Source organism: Rhodococcus sp. NKCM2511 (genome assembly GCF_014905595.1).
Classification (GTDB): Bacteria; Actinomycetota; Actinomycetes; order Mycobacteriales; family Mycobacteriaceae; genus Rhodococcoides; species Rhodococcoides fascians.
Genome location: NZ_BNHJ02000004.1, coordinates 204,098 through 222,170 on the forward strand (window position 1 = coordinate 204,098; position 18,073 = coordinate 222,170).

Consider the following 18,073-nt stretch of genomic DNA (forward strand, 5'->3'; position numbering starts at 1 on the left):
GCTACGGCTCAGCCCCGTGCGGCCCGGATAGCGGGGGCCGACGAATGCGGTAGCAGCCTGTTCATGTCCGCAGGCGTGATCACGTCGACCGTCGCCGACTCGTCCAGCCGGTAGGGCTGGGTGGAGATGATGCCGGCGAGGTGTTTGCGCAGGCGGGACATCTCGGCCCGCACGGTGATCGCGCGGCCGTCGTCGCCGAAGAGGTCGGCAGCCATCTGCGACGCGGTGCGTCCCTGCCGGTGGATGGCCAGCAGGTAGAGAATCTCGGCGTGCCGGGGCGTCGGCTCGTGGGTCCACTCTCCCACCTCGCTCCGCACCTCGATACGAGGCTTCTGCGAATCGCGCAGGTCGATGCGAATCGTCGTCGTGTTACCGGACTCCGCGACGAACGAGTCCGCCGATTCGCCAGGAGTGGAGCCGGCGGAACGACCGTAGGAAGTCGGGCGGACCAGCCATCCACCGGGCAGGGGTTCGAAGTCGCACACGCCGAGGCTCGGCAGCCAGAAGCGTCCCGTCGCGAGGTCCTCGGGCAGCAGGATGCGATTGCGCAGTGCCACCGATTCGACGGCCGCGACCCACCCGTTCGCGTCGACGGCCAGCGCCGGGGACTGCAGGCGCGCCAGCATCGGTGCGGCCACCGAACGCAGTCGATCCAGGGTGGTTCGGTGAATCTCGCGCAGCTGCGATTCCGCCAACCTCGCCACGGCGTCGACCAGGGCGATGGTGGTGGGGTGCACCGTTTTGGCCGGCCCGCTGACGTCGATGGCTCCGAGCACCTGGCCGGTACGCGGATCGCGAATGGGCGCTCCGGCGCAGGTCCACGAATGATGGCTGCGCACATAGTGTTCGGCCGAGAAGATCTGCACCGCGCGGCGTGAGACCAATGCTGTCCCGATGGCATTGGTGCCCACCGAATCCTCGGCCCAGTTGGCCCCTTCGACGAATCCGAGACCATCGGCGCGGTCGAGCACCGACGTCGATCCGCTGCGCCACAGCACTCGACCGTTCCGATCGGCGACGACGAGAATGTTGTCGCCGTCCTGCACCACCGATTCCAGGCCACGGGCGAGGTCGTCCAGAATGTCGAACAACCCCGATTCCCGTCGACTGAACTCGAGATCGGACGCGTCCATCTGTCTCTCGGCAGGATTGCCCAGTTCGGGGTCGATACCGAGGGTCTGCAACCGCCGCCAGGAGTCGCCGATGACCTCGCGGGGACGCGCGGGAGACTTCCCGCCGGTCATGGTCGCGTCGTACACGGCAGTGAGAATCTGCGCGTAGCGGCGCGGGTCTTCGCCGGCCGCCAGCGCAGGTTCAGGGCCTGTCGACTGCGTCATCGCTGTCAATTGTGCTCCAGCTCACAAAGCGGATTCATGCGGGGTCACCGGTAGACCAAACCACCATCGATCAACGGTGCTTGGCCGGTCATGTAATCCGAGTCGGGTCCGGCGAGATACGAGACGAACGCGGCGACGTCCTCGGGAGTCTGCGCCCGACCGAGAGCGATACCGCCGACGAACTTGTCGTAGGTCTCGCCTTCCGCGGCACCGGTCAGCTCGGCGAAGCGCTTGTCGATGGTCACCCACATGTCGGTGCCGACTACGCCGGGGCAGTACGCGTTGACGGTGATGCCGTCCGAGGCGTACTCCTTGGCCGCAGCCTGGGTCAATGCCCGGACTGCGAATTTCGTTGCGCTGTAGACCCCGAGCATCGCGAACCCGTCGTGGCCTGCGATCGAGGAAGCGTTGATGATCTTGCCCTTCTGGCCGAGCGCCTTGAATGTGGCTGCCGCAGCTTGAATTCCCCACAGCACCCCGTCGACGTTGACGGCCCAGATCTTCTTCGTGTCTTCCGGGCGGACGTCGTCGAGCGGCGCGACCTGTGCGATACCGGCATTGTTGACGATGACGTCGAAGCCGCCGAGCGCTTGATGGGTATGTTCGACGGCCGCGAACACTTGATCGCGATCACTGACGTCGGCGACGAATGTCGTTGCCTTCGAGCCTGTTCGACGCACCTCGTCGGCCACGTCGGCGATCTTGTCCTCGGCCAGGTCGACCAGCGCGATGTCGTGCCCGTCGTTGGCCAACCGCAACGCGATCGCCCGTCCGATTCCCTGACCGGCTCCCGTCACCAACACCGCGCTCATGCGGGTGCACCCGTCGAGGGGTCGACCAGAACCTTCATCTTGGTGCCTGCGTGCAGCGCCTCGAATCCGTCGTCGATGACGCCGTCGAGCGTGATCTTGTCCACCCAGCCCGTCGTGTCGTAGTGGCCCTGGCTCATCAGATCGATGACGGCCTCGTAATCGGCGGAGGTGTAGCAGAGCGATCCCTGGATGCGGGATTCGTTCATGACGAGCTTCTGCAGCGGTGTGGTGAGCGGCTTTTCGTAAATTGCGACGCTGACGAGCGGTTTGCGAGCACCGATGCAGCCCAGCGCGGTCTCGACGGCCGGTTGCACACCGGCCGCGTCGTAGATGGCGTCGGCCCCGTTGCCATCGGTGAGATCGGCGATGAACGCGGGGACATCGACTGCCGTCGGGTCGAGGGTCTTGGCACCGAGCGCTTCGATCGAGGCGCGACGCGTCGGCGACGGTTCGACGACGTAGACGTTGTCGAGTCCCTTACCGCGCAACGCGAACCACAGGCCGATACCGATGGGGCCGGCACCGAACACCATCGCGGTGTCCTCGCGCTTCGGATCGCCCAGCGTCGCAGCGTGATAGGCAACCGACATCGGTTCGACGAGGGCACCGAGTTCGAGGGAGACGTTGTCGGGTAGGGCGTGAATCATGTCCGTGGGGACCACGGTGTATTCGGCCATTCCGCCGTCGGACATCAGTCCGTGGAAGCCGATCTGCGCGCAGATGTTGTAGTTACCTGCCCGGCAGGGTCCGCAGTGTCCACAGCGGTAGAGCGGTTCGATGGCAACGCGATCGCCGACCGAGATGCCGGTGACACCCGTGCCGAGCTCGGTGACCGTGCCCGAGAACTCGTGTCCGAGCACGAGGGGCATCTCCTGGCCGGTCAGCGGATGCGGCGAGGTGGGGATGAAGATGGGGCCGGCGTAGTACTCGTGTAGGTCGGTTCCGCAGATTCCGTTGAACCCGATCTTGACCTTGACCTGCCCCGCACCGGGATTCGGCTCGGGTACGTCGGTGATCTCCACCTTGTTCGGGCCGTAATACACAGCTGCACGCATCGGTTCTCACTCCTGACTGAATTGGATGCACACAGGTTTATGTGACGACGACCACTTCCGACAGGGTTGCAGTGCGTTGCATCGAATCGGCCGCACTGCAACCTCCCGCAACCCTGACGGGTGGGCTGTGATTCAGCTCATAGTGACGGCGACCCTGTCGCCCCACCGAGAAGAGAACCCATGACCGCAACCGCAGACCGACCCCTCGACGAGCCGAAAACGGCGTCAACACAGGGCAACTGGCTCATATTCGGACTGGCCAACCTCGCCGTGGTCACGGCCGTGTCGCTGGTGACCTGGTATGTGCTCGCCGATCCCACCACCAGTCCCTGGAACTTCTATCCCCTGCCGTTCAACGCCGCGCTGTTCTGGGCCATTCTCTTCATCGTGTTCATCGGATTCGATTGTGAATTCGCCGGATTCGACTCTCTGAAGCAACCGATGCGCGGGCTCGCGATCCTGACTTCGACGGCGGTGTTCGCCGTTGCCGTCACCTGGATCCTCGGCAGCGGCCTCGGGGCGTTGTATCCGGATTTCGCCGGTTCTCGTGACGGCGGGCTCGGCTACTTCGCCGGAGCGCTGTTCGTGCTGTTCGGATTCGGCACCTGGGTCATGGTGGTCCTCAACTGGCAGCACTGGCCGTGGACCGTGCTGCGCATGAAGCAACCGCTGATCGGGCTGTGCGAGATCGCATTCGTCGCCGTCCCGACCCTCGCGTTGTACTTCGTGTTCGGACTGCCGTCGGTCTCGCTCTCGGCCACCGATCCCCTGATGTCCGTGGACACCGCACTCGGCTGGTTCTACTCGATCGTCGTCTCGGTGATCCTGACCGGCCAGACCCTCGACAACTGGCCCTGGAAATTGGCCGGTGGCGGCGGACGGACCGCACTGGCGGCCACCGTCGGCAACGCGGTGCTCGGCACGGCGATCTACTTCCTGATGGTTCCGCTCGCGAAGCTACTCGTCGGCTCGGAAGCCACCGCAGAACTCGGCACGGTCATCAACCAGTTCCCGGCACAGATCGGAGTCTGCTGGGCATTCTGGATGATCTTTTGGGCGAACGGCTTCGGTAATCGCTTCCCGGCGGCGGGACGCGCACTACTGACTTTCGCGCTGGCCATCGGCACGTTCCTGGCCTACTACTACGTACTTGCCCAGCACGTGCTCCACGAACCCGTCGTCGCTGCCGGGATCTCCGGTAACGCACTGGGCTTCGTCGACTGGCTGGTGCTGTGGACATTGATCTACGTCGTCGGATTCCAGTCGTTGGGGTTGAAGAAGCTGTCACCGGCATGAGCCGCTGCAACGCATTGCAACTCTCGACCCGGCTCTCCGAAGAGAGTGTGCTGGGTCACATACACGGCACCTCTTCATCGCAAGGAGTTTTCATGACCCAGACCATCGAGCCCGACTCGATCACCCGCACGCACACCCCGCAGGAACGGGTCGACGCCTGGTTGTCGAAGTTCGAGGACGCCCTGGTCGCCCGGGACATTCCTCGTGTTGCCGGCATGTTCGCCGTCAGCAGCTTCTGGCGCGATCTCGTCACGTTCACCTGGAACCTCAAGACGGTCGAGGGCCGGGACGGCGTCGCCGACATGCTGGGCGAGAGGCTCGCCGATACCGACCCGACGGGATTTCACACCACCGAGACCCCCGACGAAGCAGACGGCGTCGTCTCGGCGTGGATCGCATTCGAGACGGCGACGAGCCGCGGCAAGGGACATCTGCGTTTGACGACGGACGCCGAGACCGGTGACGACGTGGCGTGGACGCTGCTGACGACGATGCAGGAGCTCAAGGGATACGAGGAGCGGCAGGGCAAGTCCCGCATCAAGGGTGCCGTGCACGGCTCGAATGCCGATACCCAGAACTGGGCCGAGAAGAAGGAGATGGAGGAGAAGGAGCTCGGCTACAGCGTGCAGCCGTACGTCCTCGTCGTCGGCGGCGGGCAGGGCGGCATCGCTCTCGGTGCTCGGTTCCGTCAACTCGGCGTCCCGGCGATCGTCGTCGACCGTGCCGAGCGCCCCGGAGATCAGTGGCGTGGCCGATACAAGTCACTGTGCCTGCACGACCCGGTCTGGTACGACCATCTGCCCTACCTGCCGTTCCCGCCGAACTGGCCGGTGTTCGCACCGAAGGACAAGATCGGCGACTGGCTCGAGATGTACACCAAGGTCATGGAGGTTCCGTACTGGAGCAAGACGACCGCGAAGTCCGCGACCTACGACGAGACCGCGAAGGAGTGGACCGTCGTCGTCGACCGCGACGGCGAGGAAGTGATCCTGCGGCCCAAGCAGTTGGTGATGGCCACCGGAATGTCGGGCAAGAAGAACGTGCCGAACTTCCCCGGCATGGACGAATTCGAGGGCGAGCAGCACCATTCCAGCGAACACCCCGGTCCCGACGCCTATGTCGGCAAGCGCGTGGTGGTCGTCGGTTCCAACAACTCGGCGCACGACATCTGCAAGGCGCTCTACGAGACGGGCGTCGACGTCACGATGCTGCAGCGCTCGTCCACGCACATCGTCAAGTCGGATTCGTTGTGCGAGATCGCTCTCGGCGATCTGTACTCGGAGCGCGCGGTGGAGTCCGGAATGACCACGGCCAAAGCCGATCTCACGTTCGCGTCGCTGCCGTACCGGATCATGCACGAGTTCCAGATCCCGGTGTATCAGCAGATCGCGGAGCAGGACAAGGATTTCTACGACCGTCTCGAGAAGGCAGGCTTCCAGCACGACTTCGGTGACGACGGTTCCGGCCTGTTCATGAAGTACCTGCGCCGCGGCTCGGGCTATTACATCGACGTCGGCGCATCCGAGCTCGTCGCGGACGGCAAGATCAAACTCGTTGCCGGACAGGTGGAGCGGATCAGCAAGACCGGCGTCGTACTCGAGGACGGGACCGAACTACCGGCGGACCTCATCGTCTACGCCACCGGCTACGGCTCGATGAACGGCTGGGTCGCCGATCTCATCGACCAGGAAACCGCCGACAAGGTGGGCAAGTGCTGGGGCCTGGGCTCGGACACCACCAAGGATCCCGGTCCGTGGGAGGGCGAACAGCGGAACATGTGGAAGCCGACGCAGCAGGAGAACTTCTGGTTCCACGGCGGCAATCTGCATCAGTCACGCCACTATTCGCTGTACTTGGCGCTGCAGATCAAGGCGCGTTACGAGGGCATCGACACCCCGGTCTACGGGCTGCAGGAGGTGCATCACCTGCGGTGACGGTCGTGCGCGGAAACTCGTAGTGGGCTACGAGTTTCCGCGCACATGGCTGTCTAGTCGTACACGCCGGTCCCCTGCGCCTTGGCGATCAACGCATCCTCGGAGCGCACCTGATCGAGGTTGACCACGCGGGTGGACAGCACCGTCGAGTACAGCCAATCGGTGGCCACGCGCACCCGGGCGGAGGCGGTGGGCAGGGCATAGAGGTGATAACCGCGGGCGACGAACTTCGCGACGGGTCCGGTGAGGGGCACACCCAAAGGCTTTGCCACACCGTCGAATCCGCCCAGGTCGGCGACCAGTCCCAGATCCTTGTGTCGGTACGGTCGAGCAGTGCCGACACCGAGGGACGCGGCGACGTTCTTGGCCACCGCTGTGCCCTGCCGCTGCGCGTGCTGCGCGGTGGGCGGCGTCGGCTTCGACGGGTCGGCGGCGATATCGGGCACCGCGGCCGCGTCACCGATGGCCCAGACGTCGTCCACGCCGGGGACCGTGAGGTCGGGGTTCACCACAAGCCGCCCCTTTTCGGTCGGCAGGTCGAGTTGCGCGATGAGGGGGCTCGCAGCCACGCCCGCTCCCCACACCAGGGTGCGTGTCGGTACGACGTCGCCGTCCGTCAGCGTCACTGCGTTCGCCGTGGCCGATTCCACCGACACCCCGAGACGCACCTCCACGCCGCGCGCCGCGAGGACTTCCATTGCTTCCTTGCCGAGTCGCTCGCCCAGTTCCGGCAGCACCGCCGGCGCGAGGTCGATGAGCAACCACCGGATGTCCGACGGGTCGACCGTCGCCCACCGGGTAGCGATACCGCGAATCCAATTCTGCATCTGCGCAACGAATTCGGTGCCCGTATAGCCGGCTCCCACAGCGACGACGGTGAGCCGTCCCTTGCGTTCGGCGCGGCCCTCCGGCGTGTCGGGCAGTTCGTCGGCTGCATCCAACTGCTTCAACACGTGGTTGCGAATGAACACCGCTTCGCTCAGGGTCTTGAGACCGTGTGCGTGCTCGGCTACACCGGGGATGTCGAACTGCCTCGTCACCGAACCCGGAGCCAGAATCAGCTTGTCCCAGGCCAGTTCCGAATCACCGTCGGGGCCGGCGACACGAACGCGTCGATTCTCGAAGTCGACGGACGTGACGTGTCCCAGAACCAACTTGGTGCGCCGCAACGTCTGTCGTGTCGACACTGCGATGTCTCTGGGGTCCAGCACACCGGTGGCGACCTCGGGCAGCAGCGGACTGTAGAGCAGGTAGTCGTTGGGCGCAACCAGGGTGAACGAGGCGCGGTCCGGGCCCAACAACTTCTGCATCTTGCGCAGTGCGTAGAAGCCGCCGAACCCGCCGCCGACCACCACCACCCGGGCTGGGGATGCAGGAGCCGGGGCGGTGCTGCGATTACGGAGTGGTGAGCGCATGGTCCACATTAACGCCGAGTACCGCAGCTCCGCCCCGTCAAACGTGGACCGGTCGACGAATTTCTAGACCAACCGGGCTTCCGGGGAGCCGGTCTTGCCCGCATCACGCTCGACCGAGTCGCCGAGGGCTCCGTCGATCTTGGCGAGTACATCCGCGTCCAGGGTGACCTCGGACGCCTTGATGTTCTCGGCGATCTGCTCGGGACGCGATGCCCCGACCAGCGCGGCGGAAACGTTGTCGTTGGCCAGAACCCAGGCAACAGCCAACTGCGCCATGGTGATTCCGAGATCGTCGGCGATCGGCTTGAGTGCCTGCACCCGGGTGAGCGTCTGATCGTCGAGGTAGCGCGCGATCATCTTGTCGCCGCCCTTGTCGTCCTTGGCGCGCGAACCGTCGGGCAGCGGTTGTCCGGGTAGGTACTTGCCGGTGAGAACGCCCTGAGCGATGGGCGACCACACGATCTGCGAGATGCCGAGTTCCTTGGACGCCGGGATCACCTGATCCTCGATGACGCGCCATAGGGCCGAGTACTGCGGCTGGTTCGAGATGATCGAGAATCCGTTCTGCCGTGCCAGTTCCTGGCCGGCGCGGAGCTGATCTGCCGTCCACTCCGAGACGCCGATGTAGAGGGCCTTGCCCTGACGGACGACGTCGCCGAACGCGGCGATGGTCTCTTCGAGCGGGGTCTCGACGTCGTAGCGATGCGCCTGGTAGAGGTCGACGTAGTCGGTACCGAGCCGACGCAGCGACGCGTCTATGCCTTCGAGGATGTGTTTGCGGGACAGACCGGTGTCGTTGGGGCCCTTGGGTCCGACGGGGAAGTAGACCTTGGTGAAGATCTCGAGCGATTCGCGACGCTCGCCCTTCAACGCGTCACCGAGGACCGTTTCCGCAGCCCCGTTGGCGTAGACATCGGCGGTATCGAATGTGGTGATGCCTGCATCGAGAGCCGCACGCACGCACTGGGTCGCGATGTCGTTCTCCACCTGCGAACCATGGGTCAACCAATTGCCGTACGTGATCTCCGAAATCTTCAGTCCACTGTTTCCGAGGTATCTGTAAGCCATGTAAGAAAACGGTACTCCGGTGATCAATTCACAAGTGGCCGACGGCCGAGGAACCGCGTCCCGACGCCTGCGAGGACCACCGCTACCACTGCCGCGCCCGTGGAGAGCCACAGTTCCATGCTGGGCCACGTGGAGTTGTGCAGGGCGGATGTGAGCGGCGTGTACGCAGTCCAGCCGTAGGTGACGACCATCGGCACCGTGATCGCCACCGGTACCGCGAGGCCGATGGTCAAGGGCGTGGGGGTCGAGGGAGCGGTAGTAGCCGGCGTGCACGCAACGTACAGGTAGGCCGCAGCGGCCGGAAAGATCACCAGACTTGCCGCGTAGTGCACGTTGTCCCACGGCGGGTGCTCGAACAGCGCGCTCGTACACACCACTGCCAGGGTCGCGAAGCCGACGAAGGGTCGCCCCCATCGCAGCCCCAGTGCCGCGCCCACTGTCACCGCAACTGCCGTGATTGCCACGAGCCCGAGCACCCAGATACCGTCCGACACATCGATGCCCACCCCAGAGGTGGTGGTCGAGGTGAGCAACACGGCTGTCCCGGCGAGCACAAGAATGCCTCCGCGACCCGGTAGCAGAGCGGCGGCAGTGAACAGCACCGGTACGACGAGGAGGCCGAAGTACCAGCTTCCACCGAAGCCGTCTTCAGCTCGAAACAGCATCTGCACGAACAACATATTGAGCAGCAAGCCACCGATCGAGATCAGTAGTATCGCCCCGACCGTGCGGATGCTCCGTTCCGGTGGCACATGGTCGTCGCTGCGGTCGACACGAGCTGCCGAGGCCACTGCAATTACGACCAGTACGCACAGCACAGGAACGACCACCGGCGGGCCGATATCGGATTCGGTGAGGTAGTCGGCGTAGCGCCGCGGGATACTCGGATGCTGCAAGGCCTCGACCGCGCCTGCACTGAGTAGTCCGACGAGGAACGACCCGATCGACAGTGCTTGCCGAGTTCGTACACCGTTCGCCCGTACTGCAGTGCATCCCAACAGAACTCCGCCTGCCACCACCTCGGCGAGGTCGGAGGGCATCATCAGGGCCGTCACCCCGGCGCCAATGGCCGCAGCGATGGACAGGCCGGCCAGAATACTGCGCCGACGGACGAGCATAGCCAGACCCGACGCCAGAATCACTGCTACGGCGACTCCCCCTCCGCCGCTGGAGAACACCACACCCACGACGCTGGTGTCGCCGACATATCGACCCCGTCGGATTGCGAGAGCAAACCGGCCAGGAGTCCGGAAAGAACGATCGCGAGCGCTGACATCCCCGAATTATGCACGGCCACCACGGTAGGCGCGGGATGCGGCAACAATCTTCACCAAAGTCTCTGCAAAAGCACGCAATTCGTCCTCACCCACCGCGGCACCCACCGCGTCCGACCACGCGTGTTGAGCATCTCGCAGAGCGGCTACGGTCTCGCGTCCCTTCGGGGTGGGCTCGAGGAGCTTCGCTCGCTTGTGGTTCGGATTCTCGATGTAGACGGCCCAGCCCTTGTCCACCAACAGGTTTGCGGTCCGTTGCACACTTTGCCGCGCCAAACCCAGACCGACGCGTCGCGCGATATCGGCCACCGAGAGCGGCTCGTCGAGAGTGGCCCCGAGAACCTGCCACCAGGCCGGCGTCAATCCTGTTGGCTCGGTGATGTCCTGTGCGGCAGCGAGGAATTCGCCGTTGAGCTCGAAGACCGGCAGGACCACCTCGGTGAGCGCATCTCCCTCCGGCGTTCGTCGGCTCATGCGCCCGTCAGCTGGTCGTAGAATCTGCGCTCCCCCGTCGTGTAGAGCCCGTACCATGCGTCGATGATGGGCTGCGGGAACACCTCCAGGCGCTCGAACACCAGCTTGGCGAACTCGATCGGTGCGGTCGCTCCCGCGGTGATGACGGTGCCGTCGGACACTGCCTTCTCCTCACGGTAATGCTCCGCTCCGCGGTATTCCGCAGCCTGAGTGAGGAATTCGGCCGCATTCGAGGTATGCGGCCGGTCGTCGAGCAGGCCGGTCCGAGCCAGCCCGTAGGTTGCCCCGCAGATTGCTGCGACCGGAGTGCCCGCCGCAACAAGTTCGGCGGCCAGTTCCAACGCCGCCCCGTTGGCGGATTCCCACGTGCCGGCACCGGGCAGGATCAGCGCGTCGACGGGCGGAAGATCGGCCAACGCAACGTCGGGGGTAATCCTCAGGCCGCCCATCGTCGTCACCGCCTCCCCCGACTCCGATGCGACGAGCAACCGGTTGGCGTCGGGATTCTGCTCGCGGGCCATCGCGAGCCCGGCGATGAGGTAGCCGTACTCCCAATCGGCCATGGTGTCGGTGGCATACAGCGCAACGGTGATCATGGAACGGTCCTCACGTCGATTGACAGGATGCTGTCAATATTGCGCGCACGACAGCAGGCTGTCAACCCTTCTGCGAGATTTGTAAACCAATCGGTTGACTACACAGCTCGAGGGGCATATCTTGGCTGTATTCGAGGAGGTGGGTGACCATGGACGACCGTATCGAGCAGCTCAATCGAACCTTTGCAGCGTTGGCGGACCCCACTCGGCGTGACATGGTTGCTCGGCTTGCGGGTGCCGACGCCAACGTCAGCGAACTGGCCGAGCCGTACGACATGAGCCTGCAGGCCGTCTCCAAGCACGTGAAGGTGCTCGAAGACGCCGGGCTGGTGACGCGCAGCAAAGACGCCCAGCGCAGACCGGTGCATTTGGATGCGGAGGTGTTCGGACTGATGGCGAAGTGGATCGAGCGTTATCGCCAGGAGGCCGAGCAGCGCTACCGACGCCTCGACGACCTACTGGATCACGTTGTAACACAAGACGACTCTCAGAAGGACGTGTCATGACCGAGCACGAAACCGAGATAGTAGCGGACGACAAAGTACCCACCATCGAGATCATCCGGCAGTTCGACGCGTCGCCCGAGCAGGTGTTCCGCGCACACGTCGACCCCGATCTGTATCGGCGGTGGGTGGGCCCACGGTCGGTGGCGACGCGAATCATCGCGTGGGACGCACGAACCGGCGGTGCATGGTCGTTCGCGAACGACCGCGACGGCGAAGAGATCGCGTCGTTCTTCGGCAGCTTCCACGAGGTTCGCGCGAACGAGCGGATCGTGTGGACCTTCACCTACGAAGGCGATCCGGATTCGGTCGCCCTCGAGACCATGGCTTTCGAGGCCCGCGACGACGGCGGCACGCGATTGAGGGTGCTGAGCGTCCTGTCCGACATCGCAACCCGAGACGGGATGCTCTCCAGCGGAATGGATGTCGGAGTCAGGGAGGGCTACGAGAAACTCGATGCACTGTTGACGGGACCGGCTGCGCAGCATGCACGGGACGCCGCCGCGTTCACGGCGTTGGTCGAATCCGTTTCCGGGGACGCGTGGTCTCGGCCCAGTCCGGTACCGGAGTGGAACGCGCTGGGTGTCGTCGAACATCTCGTCGGTTGGTCACGTGGTTTCCTCGGCGGTGTCGAGGGTGTCGAGCTCACCGAACTCGACGTGGCGCCCGACCCCGCCGCCGCGTGGGCGCGACACGTCGCCGACATCCAAGCCATCCTCGACGCCCCCGCGGGCCGCATCCTGAGCAATCCGCACATCGGCGACATGCCGGTCGAAGACGCGATCGACCGGTTCTATACCGCTGATGTGTGGATGCACACCTGGGACTTGGCCAAAGCCCTGGGAAGCGAACCCGATCTCGGCGAAGAGCGTTGCGCCGCAGCGCTGATCGCCATGAAACCGATGGACCGCGTGCTCCGCGAGAGCGGGCAGTTCGGCCCCGCCGTCGACGTCGACGACAACGCATCCGCCCAGGACAGGTTGATGGCCTTCATCGGACGCGACCCGTCCTGGTCACCCGAGAGTTAGGTACCCACAGCCTCGAGCTGCGGACGAATCTTGTTCAGCGAGAACTCGACCGACGCTTTCGATGGTGTATTGAATCCCACCACCGTCGCGTAGTCGACGACGGCAACTCCGCCGTCGGTCGCCGCGGGCAGGCTGGTGAACCCCGGAAGTTGTTCGAGGTCTTCGCGCGTGCCGCCGTTGGGGAGAATGACCACGAGGTCTGCGGTGAGAACGTCCAGCCGTTCGGGGCTCAGCACGATCCGGCCGTGAGAGATGTCGGGCGAGTTCACCAAATCCTGCGGGACGTCGAGTCCGATGCTGTCGAAGACCTTCGCGGCACCGTCCTCCGGGTCGGCGACGACCGCAAGCTGCTGACTGTCGAAAACGAACTGCGACAACACAGCCGACTTACCGTCGAGCGCCGGGTACTGCTGACGGATGCCATCGGTTACGGCATGCCCCTCGTCGATGATGCTCTGTGCATCGTCCTCGCGATCGAGCACCCGCCCGAGCGTCTCGATCTGCGATTCCCACGTCTCGACCTTCTCCGCCTTCGGAAATATCGTGGGCGCGACGTCGGACAAGCTCTTGTACGGCTCTATCGACGGTATCCCCGACAGCAGGATCAGGTCGGGCTGTAGCGCCGCGATCTGCTCGGTCGGCACCGAAGCCCCCATCTGATCGACGGCGGCCGAGTCGAGCATCTGGGCATCCGCACCCACTGCGGACTGCCAGGGGTAGAGCCCGCGTTCGTCGCCGTTCGATCCGGCGGAGACATACCCGACGGGTTGCACGTCGAATTCGAGCAGCGCGTCCACCCACTGCTGCCCGAATGCGACGATGCGCTGTGGCGTTCCCGTGATCTGCGTGGGTCCGGCGAGTGTGTCGACGGTGACGCTGCGGGTGTCGGAGCCGGCGTCGTCAGCGGTGTTGCTGCTGCACGATGCCAGCGTCAGGGCCGTGGCGACGGCAAATGCGCACCCCAGGAAGGTCCTTGTCATCGGCAGAAATTAGCACAGCCTTGCCTTCCTGAGGTGGGCTACGTTCACATGTACTTGCGCAGCTCCATCTTCGCGATGGACATCTTGTGCACCTCGTCGGGACCATCGGCGAGCCGCAGCGTCCGCACGTGTGCGTACATCATCGCCAGCGGGAAGTCGTTGCTGACTCCGCCGCCGCCGTGCACCTGAATGGCGCGGTCGATGATCTTCAGCGCCATCTCGGGCGCAGCGACCTTGATCGCGGCGATCTCGGTGCGTGCTTCCTTGTTTCCGACGGTGTCCATCAGGTACGCGGCCTTGAACGTGAGCAGCCGCGTCTTCTCGATCTCGATGCGCGCCTCGGCGATCCAGTCCTGGATGTTCGCACGCATGGCGACCGGCTTGCCGAAGGTCACCCGTGAAACCGCACGGCGACAAAGTAATTCGAGCGCCCGTTCCGCAACACCGATGGTCCGCATCGCGTGGTGGATACGGCCGGGCCCCAGCCGAGCCTGACTGATAGCAAACCCCTCACCCGGCCCCTTCAGCACGTCCTTCGCCGGCACCCGCACGTCCTCGAAGAGAACCTCGGCGTGGCCCTCTCGGTCGACGTAGCCGAAGACGGGCAGGTTGCGCAGCACGGTGACGCCGGGCGCATCGATGGGCACGACGAGCATCGACTGCTGCCGGTGCGTTGCTGCCTCAGGGTCGGTCTTGCCCATGACGATCAGAACCTTGCAGTTCTTGTGCATCGCGTTCGACGTCCACCATTTGCGCCCGTTCAGGATGAAGTCGTCGCCGTCGCGGTCCATCTTCATCGCGATGTTGGTGGCATCGGAACTGGCGACGTCGGGCTCGGTCATCGCGAAGGCCGAACGAATCTTGCCGTCCAGCAACGGCTTCAGGTACTTCTCTTTGTGCTCGTCGGTACCGAAGAGGGTGAACACCTCCATGTTGCCGGTATCGGGTGCGTTGCAGTTGCAGGCTTCGGGGGCGAGCAGGCTGCGGCCCATGATCTCGGCCAGCGGGGCATATTCGAGGTTGGTCAGGCCGGGGCCCCACTCGGGGTGCGGATGGAACAGATTCCACAGTCCACGCGAGCGCGCTTCCTTCTTCAGGTCCTCGAGAATCGGGGGATGGAAGTGCGGGTCCCCGGCTTCGAGCATCTGCTGCTCGTACACCGCCTCCGCCGGATAGACGTGAGAGTCCATGAACTCCAACAGATCCGACTCGTACTTTTTTGCGCGGTCGCTGGTCTCGAAAAATGCCACGTTCAGTTCCCCTGTTGGTTGTCGAGCAAGCTGTCCTGGTAGCGGCGCATGCCGCGCAACCACCGGTCGTAATCGGCACCTTTGTTGCGGTACATGTCCAGTACGTTCTCGTGGGGCAGGATCAGGAACTGCTCCCGGTCCATCGCGTCGAGCACCACGTCGGCGACGTCGAGCGGCTCCAGCACAGCGCCCGCGCTCAGTACCGCGGCAGTTGCGGCCGCTCCCAGGGCATCTCCCGATTCGCGGCCTTCGTAGAGCAGCTTGGTATTGACGCCCATCGGGCACAGGCAGCTGACGCGAATGCCCCGATTGCCGTAGGTGACGTTGAGCCATTCGGCGAACCCGACCGCAGCATGCTTGGTCGTCGCGTATGTCGCGGAACCGATCTGGGTGAGCAAGCCGGCTGCCGAGGCCGTACTGACGAAGTAGCCCTCACCACGTTCGAGCCAACCCGGCACCAACAGCTGCGCAGCGCGGATGTGTGCGCGCACGTTGACGTCGAAGGACAAGTCCCAATCCTGTTCGCTGGCGTCGAGCCCGGGGGCACCGCTGATGCCGGCGTTTGCGAAATACAGATCGACCGGACCGAACGACTCTTCGGCGACCGCGATCAGCCGCTCGATATCCCCGATGTCCGACGCGTCGGCCGCGGCAGCGACGGCTGTGCCCGGCCGGTCTCGCTCGATGGCGTCGACCACGGATCGGGCCGTGGACTCGTCCACATCGGAGACGACGACGCGGGCGCCGTGTTCGGCGAGTCTGGCGGCGATGGCTCCGCCGATTCCGCCACCACCTCCGGTGACGATGGCGACCTTGCCTGCAACCTTCATTCCCCAGGTATAGTTGAAGTCAGATTCAAGTTCAACCCTGATTGGATGAACTGCCAGCTCAGCGCCGGTGTGTCATGCCCTCGGCCGCGTCGGATCGGTGATCCAACCCGACCACGAGCCGGGATACAACGCCGCGTCGATGCCTGCCAACTCCAGTGCGAGAACCTGATGTGCAGCGGTCACGCCCGAGCCGCAGTAGACGGCGACGTCCTTACCCTTCGGTACGAGTCCACCGAATGCGCCATCGAGTACCTCCGGGGACAGGAAGCGCCCGTCGGAATCGACATTGTCGGTCGTCGGCCTGTTGACCGCCCCGGGGATGTGGCCGGCCACAGGATCGACTGGCTCGACCTCGCCGCGGAATCGCTCGGGTGCGCGGGCGTCGAGCAGGACGTTCTCGCGGGCGAAGGCCAGCACGTCCTCGACCTCGAGGACCCGAGCCAGCGGCGGCCGCGCCGTGAACGATCCGGCCGCCACGATCGAGGGCTCGGTGCCGACGGAATAGCCCTCGTCGACCCATCGCGCGAACCCGCCGTCGAGGACGCGCACATTCCGGTGGCCGAAGTAGCGGAGCAACCACCAGGCCCGCGCAGCCGCAGTTGCCGGCCCCGCGTCGTAGACCACCACCGCGGAATCGTCGCCGACTCCGGCTCCCCGCATTGCCGCGACGAACGTATCCGCGTCGGGCAGCGGATGGCGACCACGATCGTCCGGCGGTGCGGCCAGTTCCGTACCGAGATCGACGAATTGCGCGGTCGGGATGTGCCCCGCCTCGTAACCTGCTCTGTCGCTACCGTTTTGGAGGGTCCACCGAATGTCCAGGACCACGGGGCCGCGACCCATCTCGAACAGACCGTGCAATTCGGAAGCTGATATCAGCGGCGACTGGCTCATAGTGTTTCGACGCTAACAGTCCGGGAGGGGGAATAGCTCGGAGTCCGACCAGGTTGTGCGCAGGCGTGACCGAAACTGCAACGACAACACCGCACCTGTCCACCGCCGGGCTCTTCGAGCCGTTCGAGGTCAAGTCGCTGAAGCTGCGTAACCGCTTCGCGATGGCCCCGATGACGAGGGCGTTCTCGCCCGACGGCATCCCCGGCCCGGACGTGGCGGAGTACTACCGCAAACGTGCAGCAGGCGGCACCGGCCTCATCATCACCGAGGGCACGTATATCCCCGACCCCGCCGCAGGACCGCACACCCGCGTACCGCGGATCTACGGCGACGCCAGCCTCGAAGGATGGAAGGGCGTCGTCGATGCAGTCCACGCCGAGGGCAGCGCGATCATCCCCCAGCTGTGGCACCTGGGGGTCGAGCGCGGCACCGAGCCACGCCTGTTCCCCGACGTCACCACCGTCAGCCCGTCCGGCATCGCTCTCGACGGCTCCTCGGTCGGTCGCGCCTTCACCGACGCCGATCTCGACGAACTGACCTCGCACTGGGTTCAGGCTGCCGTCAACGCGAAGAACACCGGCTTCGACGGCCTGGAACTGCACGGTGCTCACGGTTACCTTCTCGACGAATTCCTCTGGGCAACAACCAATGTGCGTGACGACGAATTCGGCGGATCTCTCGAGGCCCGTACCCGCTTCCCCGCACAGGTTGTCGCTGCGATCCGCGCCGCGGTGGGTGAGGACTTCGCGATCGTCTACCGCTTCTCGCAGTGGAAGAGCAACCACTTCGACGCTCGACTCGCAGAGAACCCGGCCGAACTCGATCGCGTCCTCACGCCGCTGGTCGAAGCAGGCGTGGACGTACTGCATGCTTCGACTCGTCGGCACTGGGATCCGGCATTCCCCGAACTGGACGGAGTGGACGGCAAGCTCGGTCTGGCCGGTTGGACGCGCAAGCTCACCGGCGTTCCGACCATCACCGTCGGCTCCGTGGGCCTCGATTCGGTGTTCACCTCGGCATGGTCGGAGGACGCGGCCTCCGGTGTGACGGGATTGGACGCGCTGGCGGGCCAGTTCCAGGACGGCGAGTTCGATCTGGTGGCTGTCGGACGCGCGCTGCTCTCCGATCCGGAGTGGGTGAACAAGGTCGGCGACGGCCGCGTCGACGAGCGCATCGAATTCACGCGCGACCACATTCGGAACCTGGTCTGACGCCCCCAGCCCTGGTCGCCCTCGGGTCCTAGCGCCCGAGAGCGACTCTCACCCCTGCACGACGAGCCCACGATCGGTCGGTCGTGGGCTCGCGTGTTGCGCCCGAGCAGGAGACG

The 18,073-nt window shown here is 64.9% G+C and carries 17 protein-coding genes; 5 read left to right on the plus strand and 12 right to left on the minus strand.

Going from position 1 to position 18,073, the window contains the following annotated elements; genetic code table 11:
• Positions 1-8: 8 nt before the first annotated feature.
• The 3 genes from JLZ96_RS23015 to JLZ96_RS23025 are packed head-to-tail and all read right to left on the minus strand — an operon-like array spanning position 9 to position 3,204.
• On the minus strand, positions 9-1,337 hold the full coding sequence (locus JLZ96_RS23015; RefSeq protein WP_094693648.1) for a GAF domain-containing protein: 1,329 nt from the start codon (positions 1,335-1,337) through the stop codon (positions 9-11).
• A 44-nt stretch (positions 1,338-1,381) separates the two neighbouring features.
• The gene (locus JLZ96_RS23020) at positions 1,382-2,149 is read right to left on the minus strand and encodes an acetoin reductase (protein ID WP_201011347.1); all 768 of its coding nucleotides are present in this window, start codon (positions 2,147-2,149) and stop codon (positions 1,382-1,384) included.
• Positions 2,146-3,204, minus strand: a complete 1,059-nt coding sequence (locus JLZ96_RS23025) for a 2,3-butanediol dehydrogenase (RefSeq protein ID WP_201011348.1) — start codon at positions 3,202-3,204, stop codon at positions 2,146-2,148. The genes JLZ96_RS23020 and JLZ96_RS23025 overlap by 4 nt, the downstream gene beginning before the upstream one ends.
• Positions 3,205-3,384: 180 nt before the next feature.
• Here JLZ96_RS23025 and JLZ96_RS23030 point away from each other — a divergent pair, with 180 nt between their 5' ends.
• Both JLZ96_RS23030 and JLZ96_RS23035 read left to right on the plus strand, forming a co-directional pair.
• Positions 3,385-4,500 carry a hypothetical protein gene (locus JLZ96_RS23030; protein ID WP_201011349.1) on the plus strand — a complete coding sequence of 372 codons (1,116 nt, stop codon included), beginning with the start codon at positions 3,385-3,387 and terminating at the stop codon, positions 4,498-4,500.
• A gap of 92 nt (positions 4,501-4,592) precedes the next feature.
• The gene (locus tag JLZ96_RS23035; RefSeq protein ID WP_032382166.1) at positions 4,593-6,434 is read left to right on the plus strand and encodes an NAD(P)/FAD-dependent oxidoreductase; all 1,842 of its coding nucleotides are present in this window, start codon (positions 4,593-4,595) and stop codon (positions 6,432-6,434) included.
• Positions 6,435-6,487: 53 nt separating this feature from the next.
• On the opposite strand, the gene JLZ96_RS23040 is transcribed toward JLZ96_RS23035, so the two are convergent.
• The 5 genes from JLZ96_RS23040 to JLZ96_RS23060 form a co-directional block, all read right to left on the minus strand.
• Positions 6,488-7,849, minus strand: coding sequence for an NAD(P)/FAD-dependent oxidoreductase (locus JLZ96_RS23040; protein ID WP_236254216.1), 1,362 nt, complete (start codon positions 7,847-7,849; stop codon positions 6,488-6,490).
• Between the two features lie 63 nt (positions 7,850-7,912).
• Complete coding sequence (locus tag JLZ96_RS23045; protein ID WP_201011350.1) at positions 7,913-8,917, minus strand: aldo/keto reductase family protein; 1,005 nt, start codon at positions 8,915-8,917, stop codon at positions 7,913-7,915.
• Positions 8,918-8,940: 23 nt separating this feature from the next.
• On the minus strand, positions 8,941-10,098 hold the full coding sequence (locus JLZ96_RS23050; RefSeq protein ID WP_201011351.1) for a hypothetical protein: 1,158 nt from the start codon (positions 10,096-10,098) through the stop codon (positions 8,941-8,943).
• A 102-nt stretch (positions 10,099-10,200) separates the two neighbouring features.
• Positions 10,201-10,665, minus strand: a complete 465-nt coding sequence (locus JLZ96_RS23055) for a MarR family winged helix-turn-helix transcriptional regulator (RefSeq protein WP_201011352.1) — start codon at positions 10,663-10,665, stop codon at positions 10,201-10,203.
• Positions 10,662-11,261 carry a DJ-1/PfpI family protein gene (locus JLZ96_RS23060; protein WP_201011353.1) on the minus strand — a complete coding sequence of 200 codons (600 nt, stop codon included), beginning with the start codon at positions 11,259-11,261 and terminating at the stop codon, positions 10,662-10,664. The genes JLZ96_RS23055 and JLZ96_RS23060 overlap by 4 nt, the downstream gene beginning before the upstream one ends.
• 149 nt (positions 11,262-11,410) lie before the next feature.
• Between JLZ96_RS23060 and JLZ96_RS23065 the strand changes: the two genes are divergently transcribed.
• Positions 11,411-11,767, plus strand: a complete 357-nt coding sequence (locus tag JLZ96_RS23065) for a helix-turn-helix transcriptional regulator (RefSeq protein WP_032364507.1) — start codon at positions 11,411-11,413, stop codon at positions 11,765-11,767.
• Positions 11,764-12,792, plus strand: a complete 1,029-nt coding sequence (locus JLZ96_RS25175; RefSeq protein WP_201011354.1) for a TIGR03086 family metal-binding protein — start codon at positions 11,764-11,766, stop codon at positions 12,790-12,792. Before JLZ96_RS23065 ends, JLZ96_RS25175 begins: the two co-directional genes overlap by 4 nt.
• On the opposite strand, the gene JLZ96_RS23075 is transcribed toward JLZ96_RS25175, so the two are convergent.
• The 4 genes from JLZ96_RS23075 to JLZ96_RS23090 form a co-directional block, all read right to left on the minus strand.
• Positions 12,789-13,772 carry an ABC transporter substrate-binding protein gene (locus JLZ96_RS23075; RefSeq protein ID WP_201011355.1) on the minus strand — a complete coding sequence of 328 codons (984 nt, stop codon included), beginning with the start codon at positions 13,770-13,772 and terminating at the stop codon, positions 12,789-12,791. The two genes, JLZ96_RS25175 and JLZ96_RS23075, sit on opposite strands and share 4 nt — an antisense overlap.
• Positions 13,773-13,816: 44 nt before the next feature.
• A complete protein-coding gene (locus JLZ96_RS23080) occupies positions 13,817-14,962 on the minus strand; it encodes an acyl-CoA dehydrogenase family protein (protein ID WP_239536539.1) in 1,146 nt (381 codons plus the stop codon).
• A gap of 62 nt (positions 14,963-15,024) precedes the next feature.
• Positions 15,025-15,852 (minus strand): SDR family oxidoreductase, encoded by an 828-nt coding sequence (locus tag JLZ96_RS23085; RefSeq protein ID WP_032369358.1) that lies wholly within the window; start codon positions 15,850-15,852, stop codon positions 15,025-15,027.
• Positions 15,853-15,924: 72 nt separating this feature from the next.
• Positions 15,925-16,746 (minus strand): sulfurtransferase, encoded by an 822-nt coding sequence (locus tag JLZ96_RS23090; protein WP_201011356.1) that lies wholly within the window; start codon positions 16,744-16,746, stop codon positions 15,925-15,927.
• 65 nt (positions 16,747-16,811) lie between these two features.
• Between JLZ96_RS23090 and JLZ96_RS23095 the strand changes: the two genes are divergently transcribed.
• Positions 16,812-17,957 carry an NADH:flavin oxidoreductase gene (locus tag JLZ96_RS23095; protein ID WP_032388266.1) on the plus strand — a complete coding sequence of 382 codons (1,146 nt, stop codon included), beginning with the start codon at positions 16,812-16,814 and terminating at the stop codon, positions 17,955-17,957.
• Positions 17,958-18,073: the final 116 nt, after the last annotated feature.

What these genes read in the sequence shown, in the direction of transcription:
- JLZ96_RS23090 (WP_201011356.1), bottom strand. Translation starts at nt 16,746, where the DNA reads ATGAGCCAGTCGCCGCTGATATCAGCTTCCGAATTGCACGGTCTGTTC.
- JLZ96_RS23075 (WP_201011355.1), bottom strand. Translation starts at nt 13,772, where the DNA reads ATGACAAGGACCTTCCTGGGGTGCGCATTTGCCGTCGCCACGGCCCTG.
- JLZ96_RS23065 (WP_032364507.1), top strand. Translation starts at nt 11,411, where the DNA reads ATGGACGACCGTATCGAGCAGCTCAATCGAACCTTTGCAGCGTTGGCG.
- JLZ96_RS23025 (WP_201011348.1), bottom strand. Translation starts at nt 3,204, where the DNA reads ATGCGTGCAGCTGTGTATTACGGCCCGAACAAGGTGGAGATCACCGAC.
- JLZ96_RS25175 (WP_201011354.1), top strand. Translation starts at nt 11,764, where the DNA reads ATGACCGAGCACGAAACCGAGATAGTAGCGGACGACAAAGTACCCACC.
- JLZ96_RS23030 (WP_201011349.1), top strand. Translation starts at nt 3,385, where the DNA reads ATGACCGCAACCGCAGACCGACCCCTCGACGAGCCGAAAACGGCGTCA.
- JLZ96_RS23055 (WP_201011352.1), bottom strand. Translation starts at nt 10,665, where the DNA reads ATGAGCCGACGAACGCCGGAGGGAGATGCGCTCACCGAGGTGGTCCTG.
- JLZ96_RS23040 (WP_236254216.1), bottom strand. Translation starts at nt 7,849, where the DNA reads ATGCGCTCACCACTCCGTAATCGCAGCACCGCCCCGGCTCCTGCATCC.
- JLZ96_RS23015 (WP_094693648.1), bottom strand. Translation starts at nt 1,337, where the DNA reads ATGACGCAGTCGACAGGCCCTGAACCTGCGCTGGCGGCCGGCGAAGAC.
- JLZ96_RS23035 (WP_032382166.1), top strand. Translation starts at nt 4,593, where the DNA reads ATGACCCAGACCATCGAGCCCGACTCGATCACCCGCACGCACACCCCG.
- JLZ96_RS23060 (WP_201011353.1), bottom strand. Translation starts at nt 11,261, where the DNA reads ATGATCACCGTTGCGCTGTATGCCACCGACACCATGGCCGATTGGGAG.
- JLZ96_RS23020 (WP_201011347.1), bottom strand. Translation starts at nt 2,149, where the DNA reads ATGAGCGCGGTGTTGGTGACGGGAGCCGGTCAGGGAATCGGACGGGCG.
- JLZ96_RS23080 (WP_239536539.1), bottom strand. Translation starts at nt 14,962, where the DNA reads ATGGACTCTCACGTCTATCCGGCGGAGGCGGTGTACGAGCAGCAGATG.
- JLZ96_RS23085 (WP_032369358.1), bottom strand. Translation starts at nt 15,852, where the DNA reads ATGAAGGTTGCAGGCAAGGTCGCCATCGTCACCGGAGGTGGTGGCGGA.
- JLZ96_RS23045 (WP_201011350.1), bottom strand. Translation starts at nt 8,917, where the DNA reads ATGGCTTACAGATACCTCGGAAACAGTGGACTGAAGATTTCGGAGATC.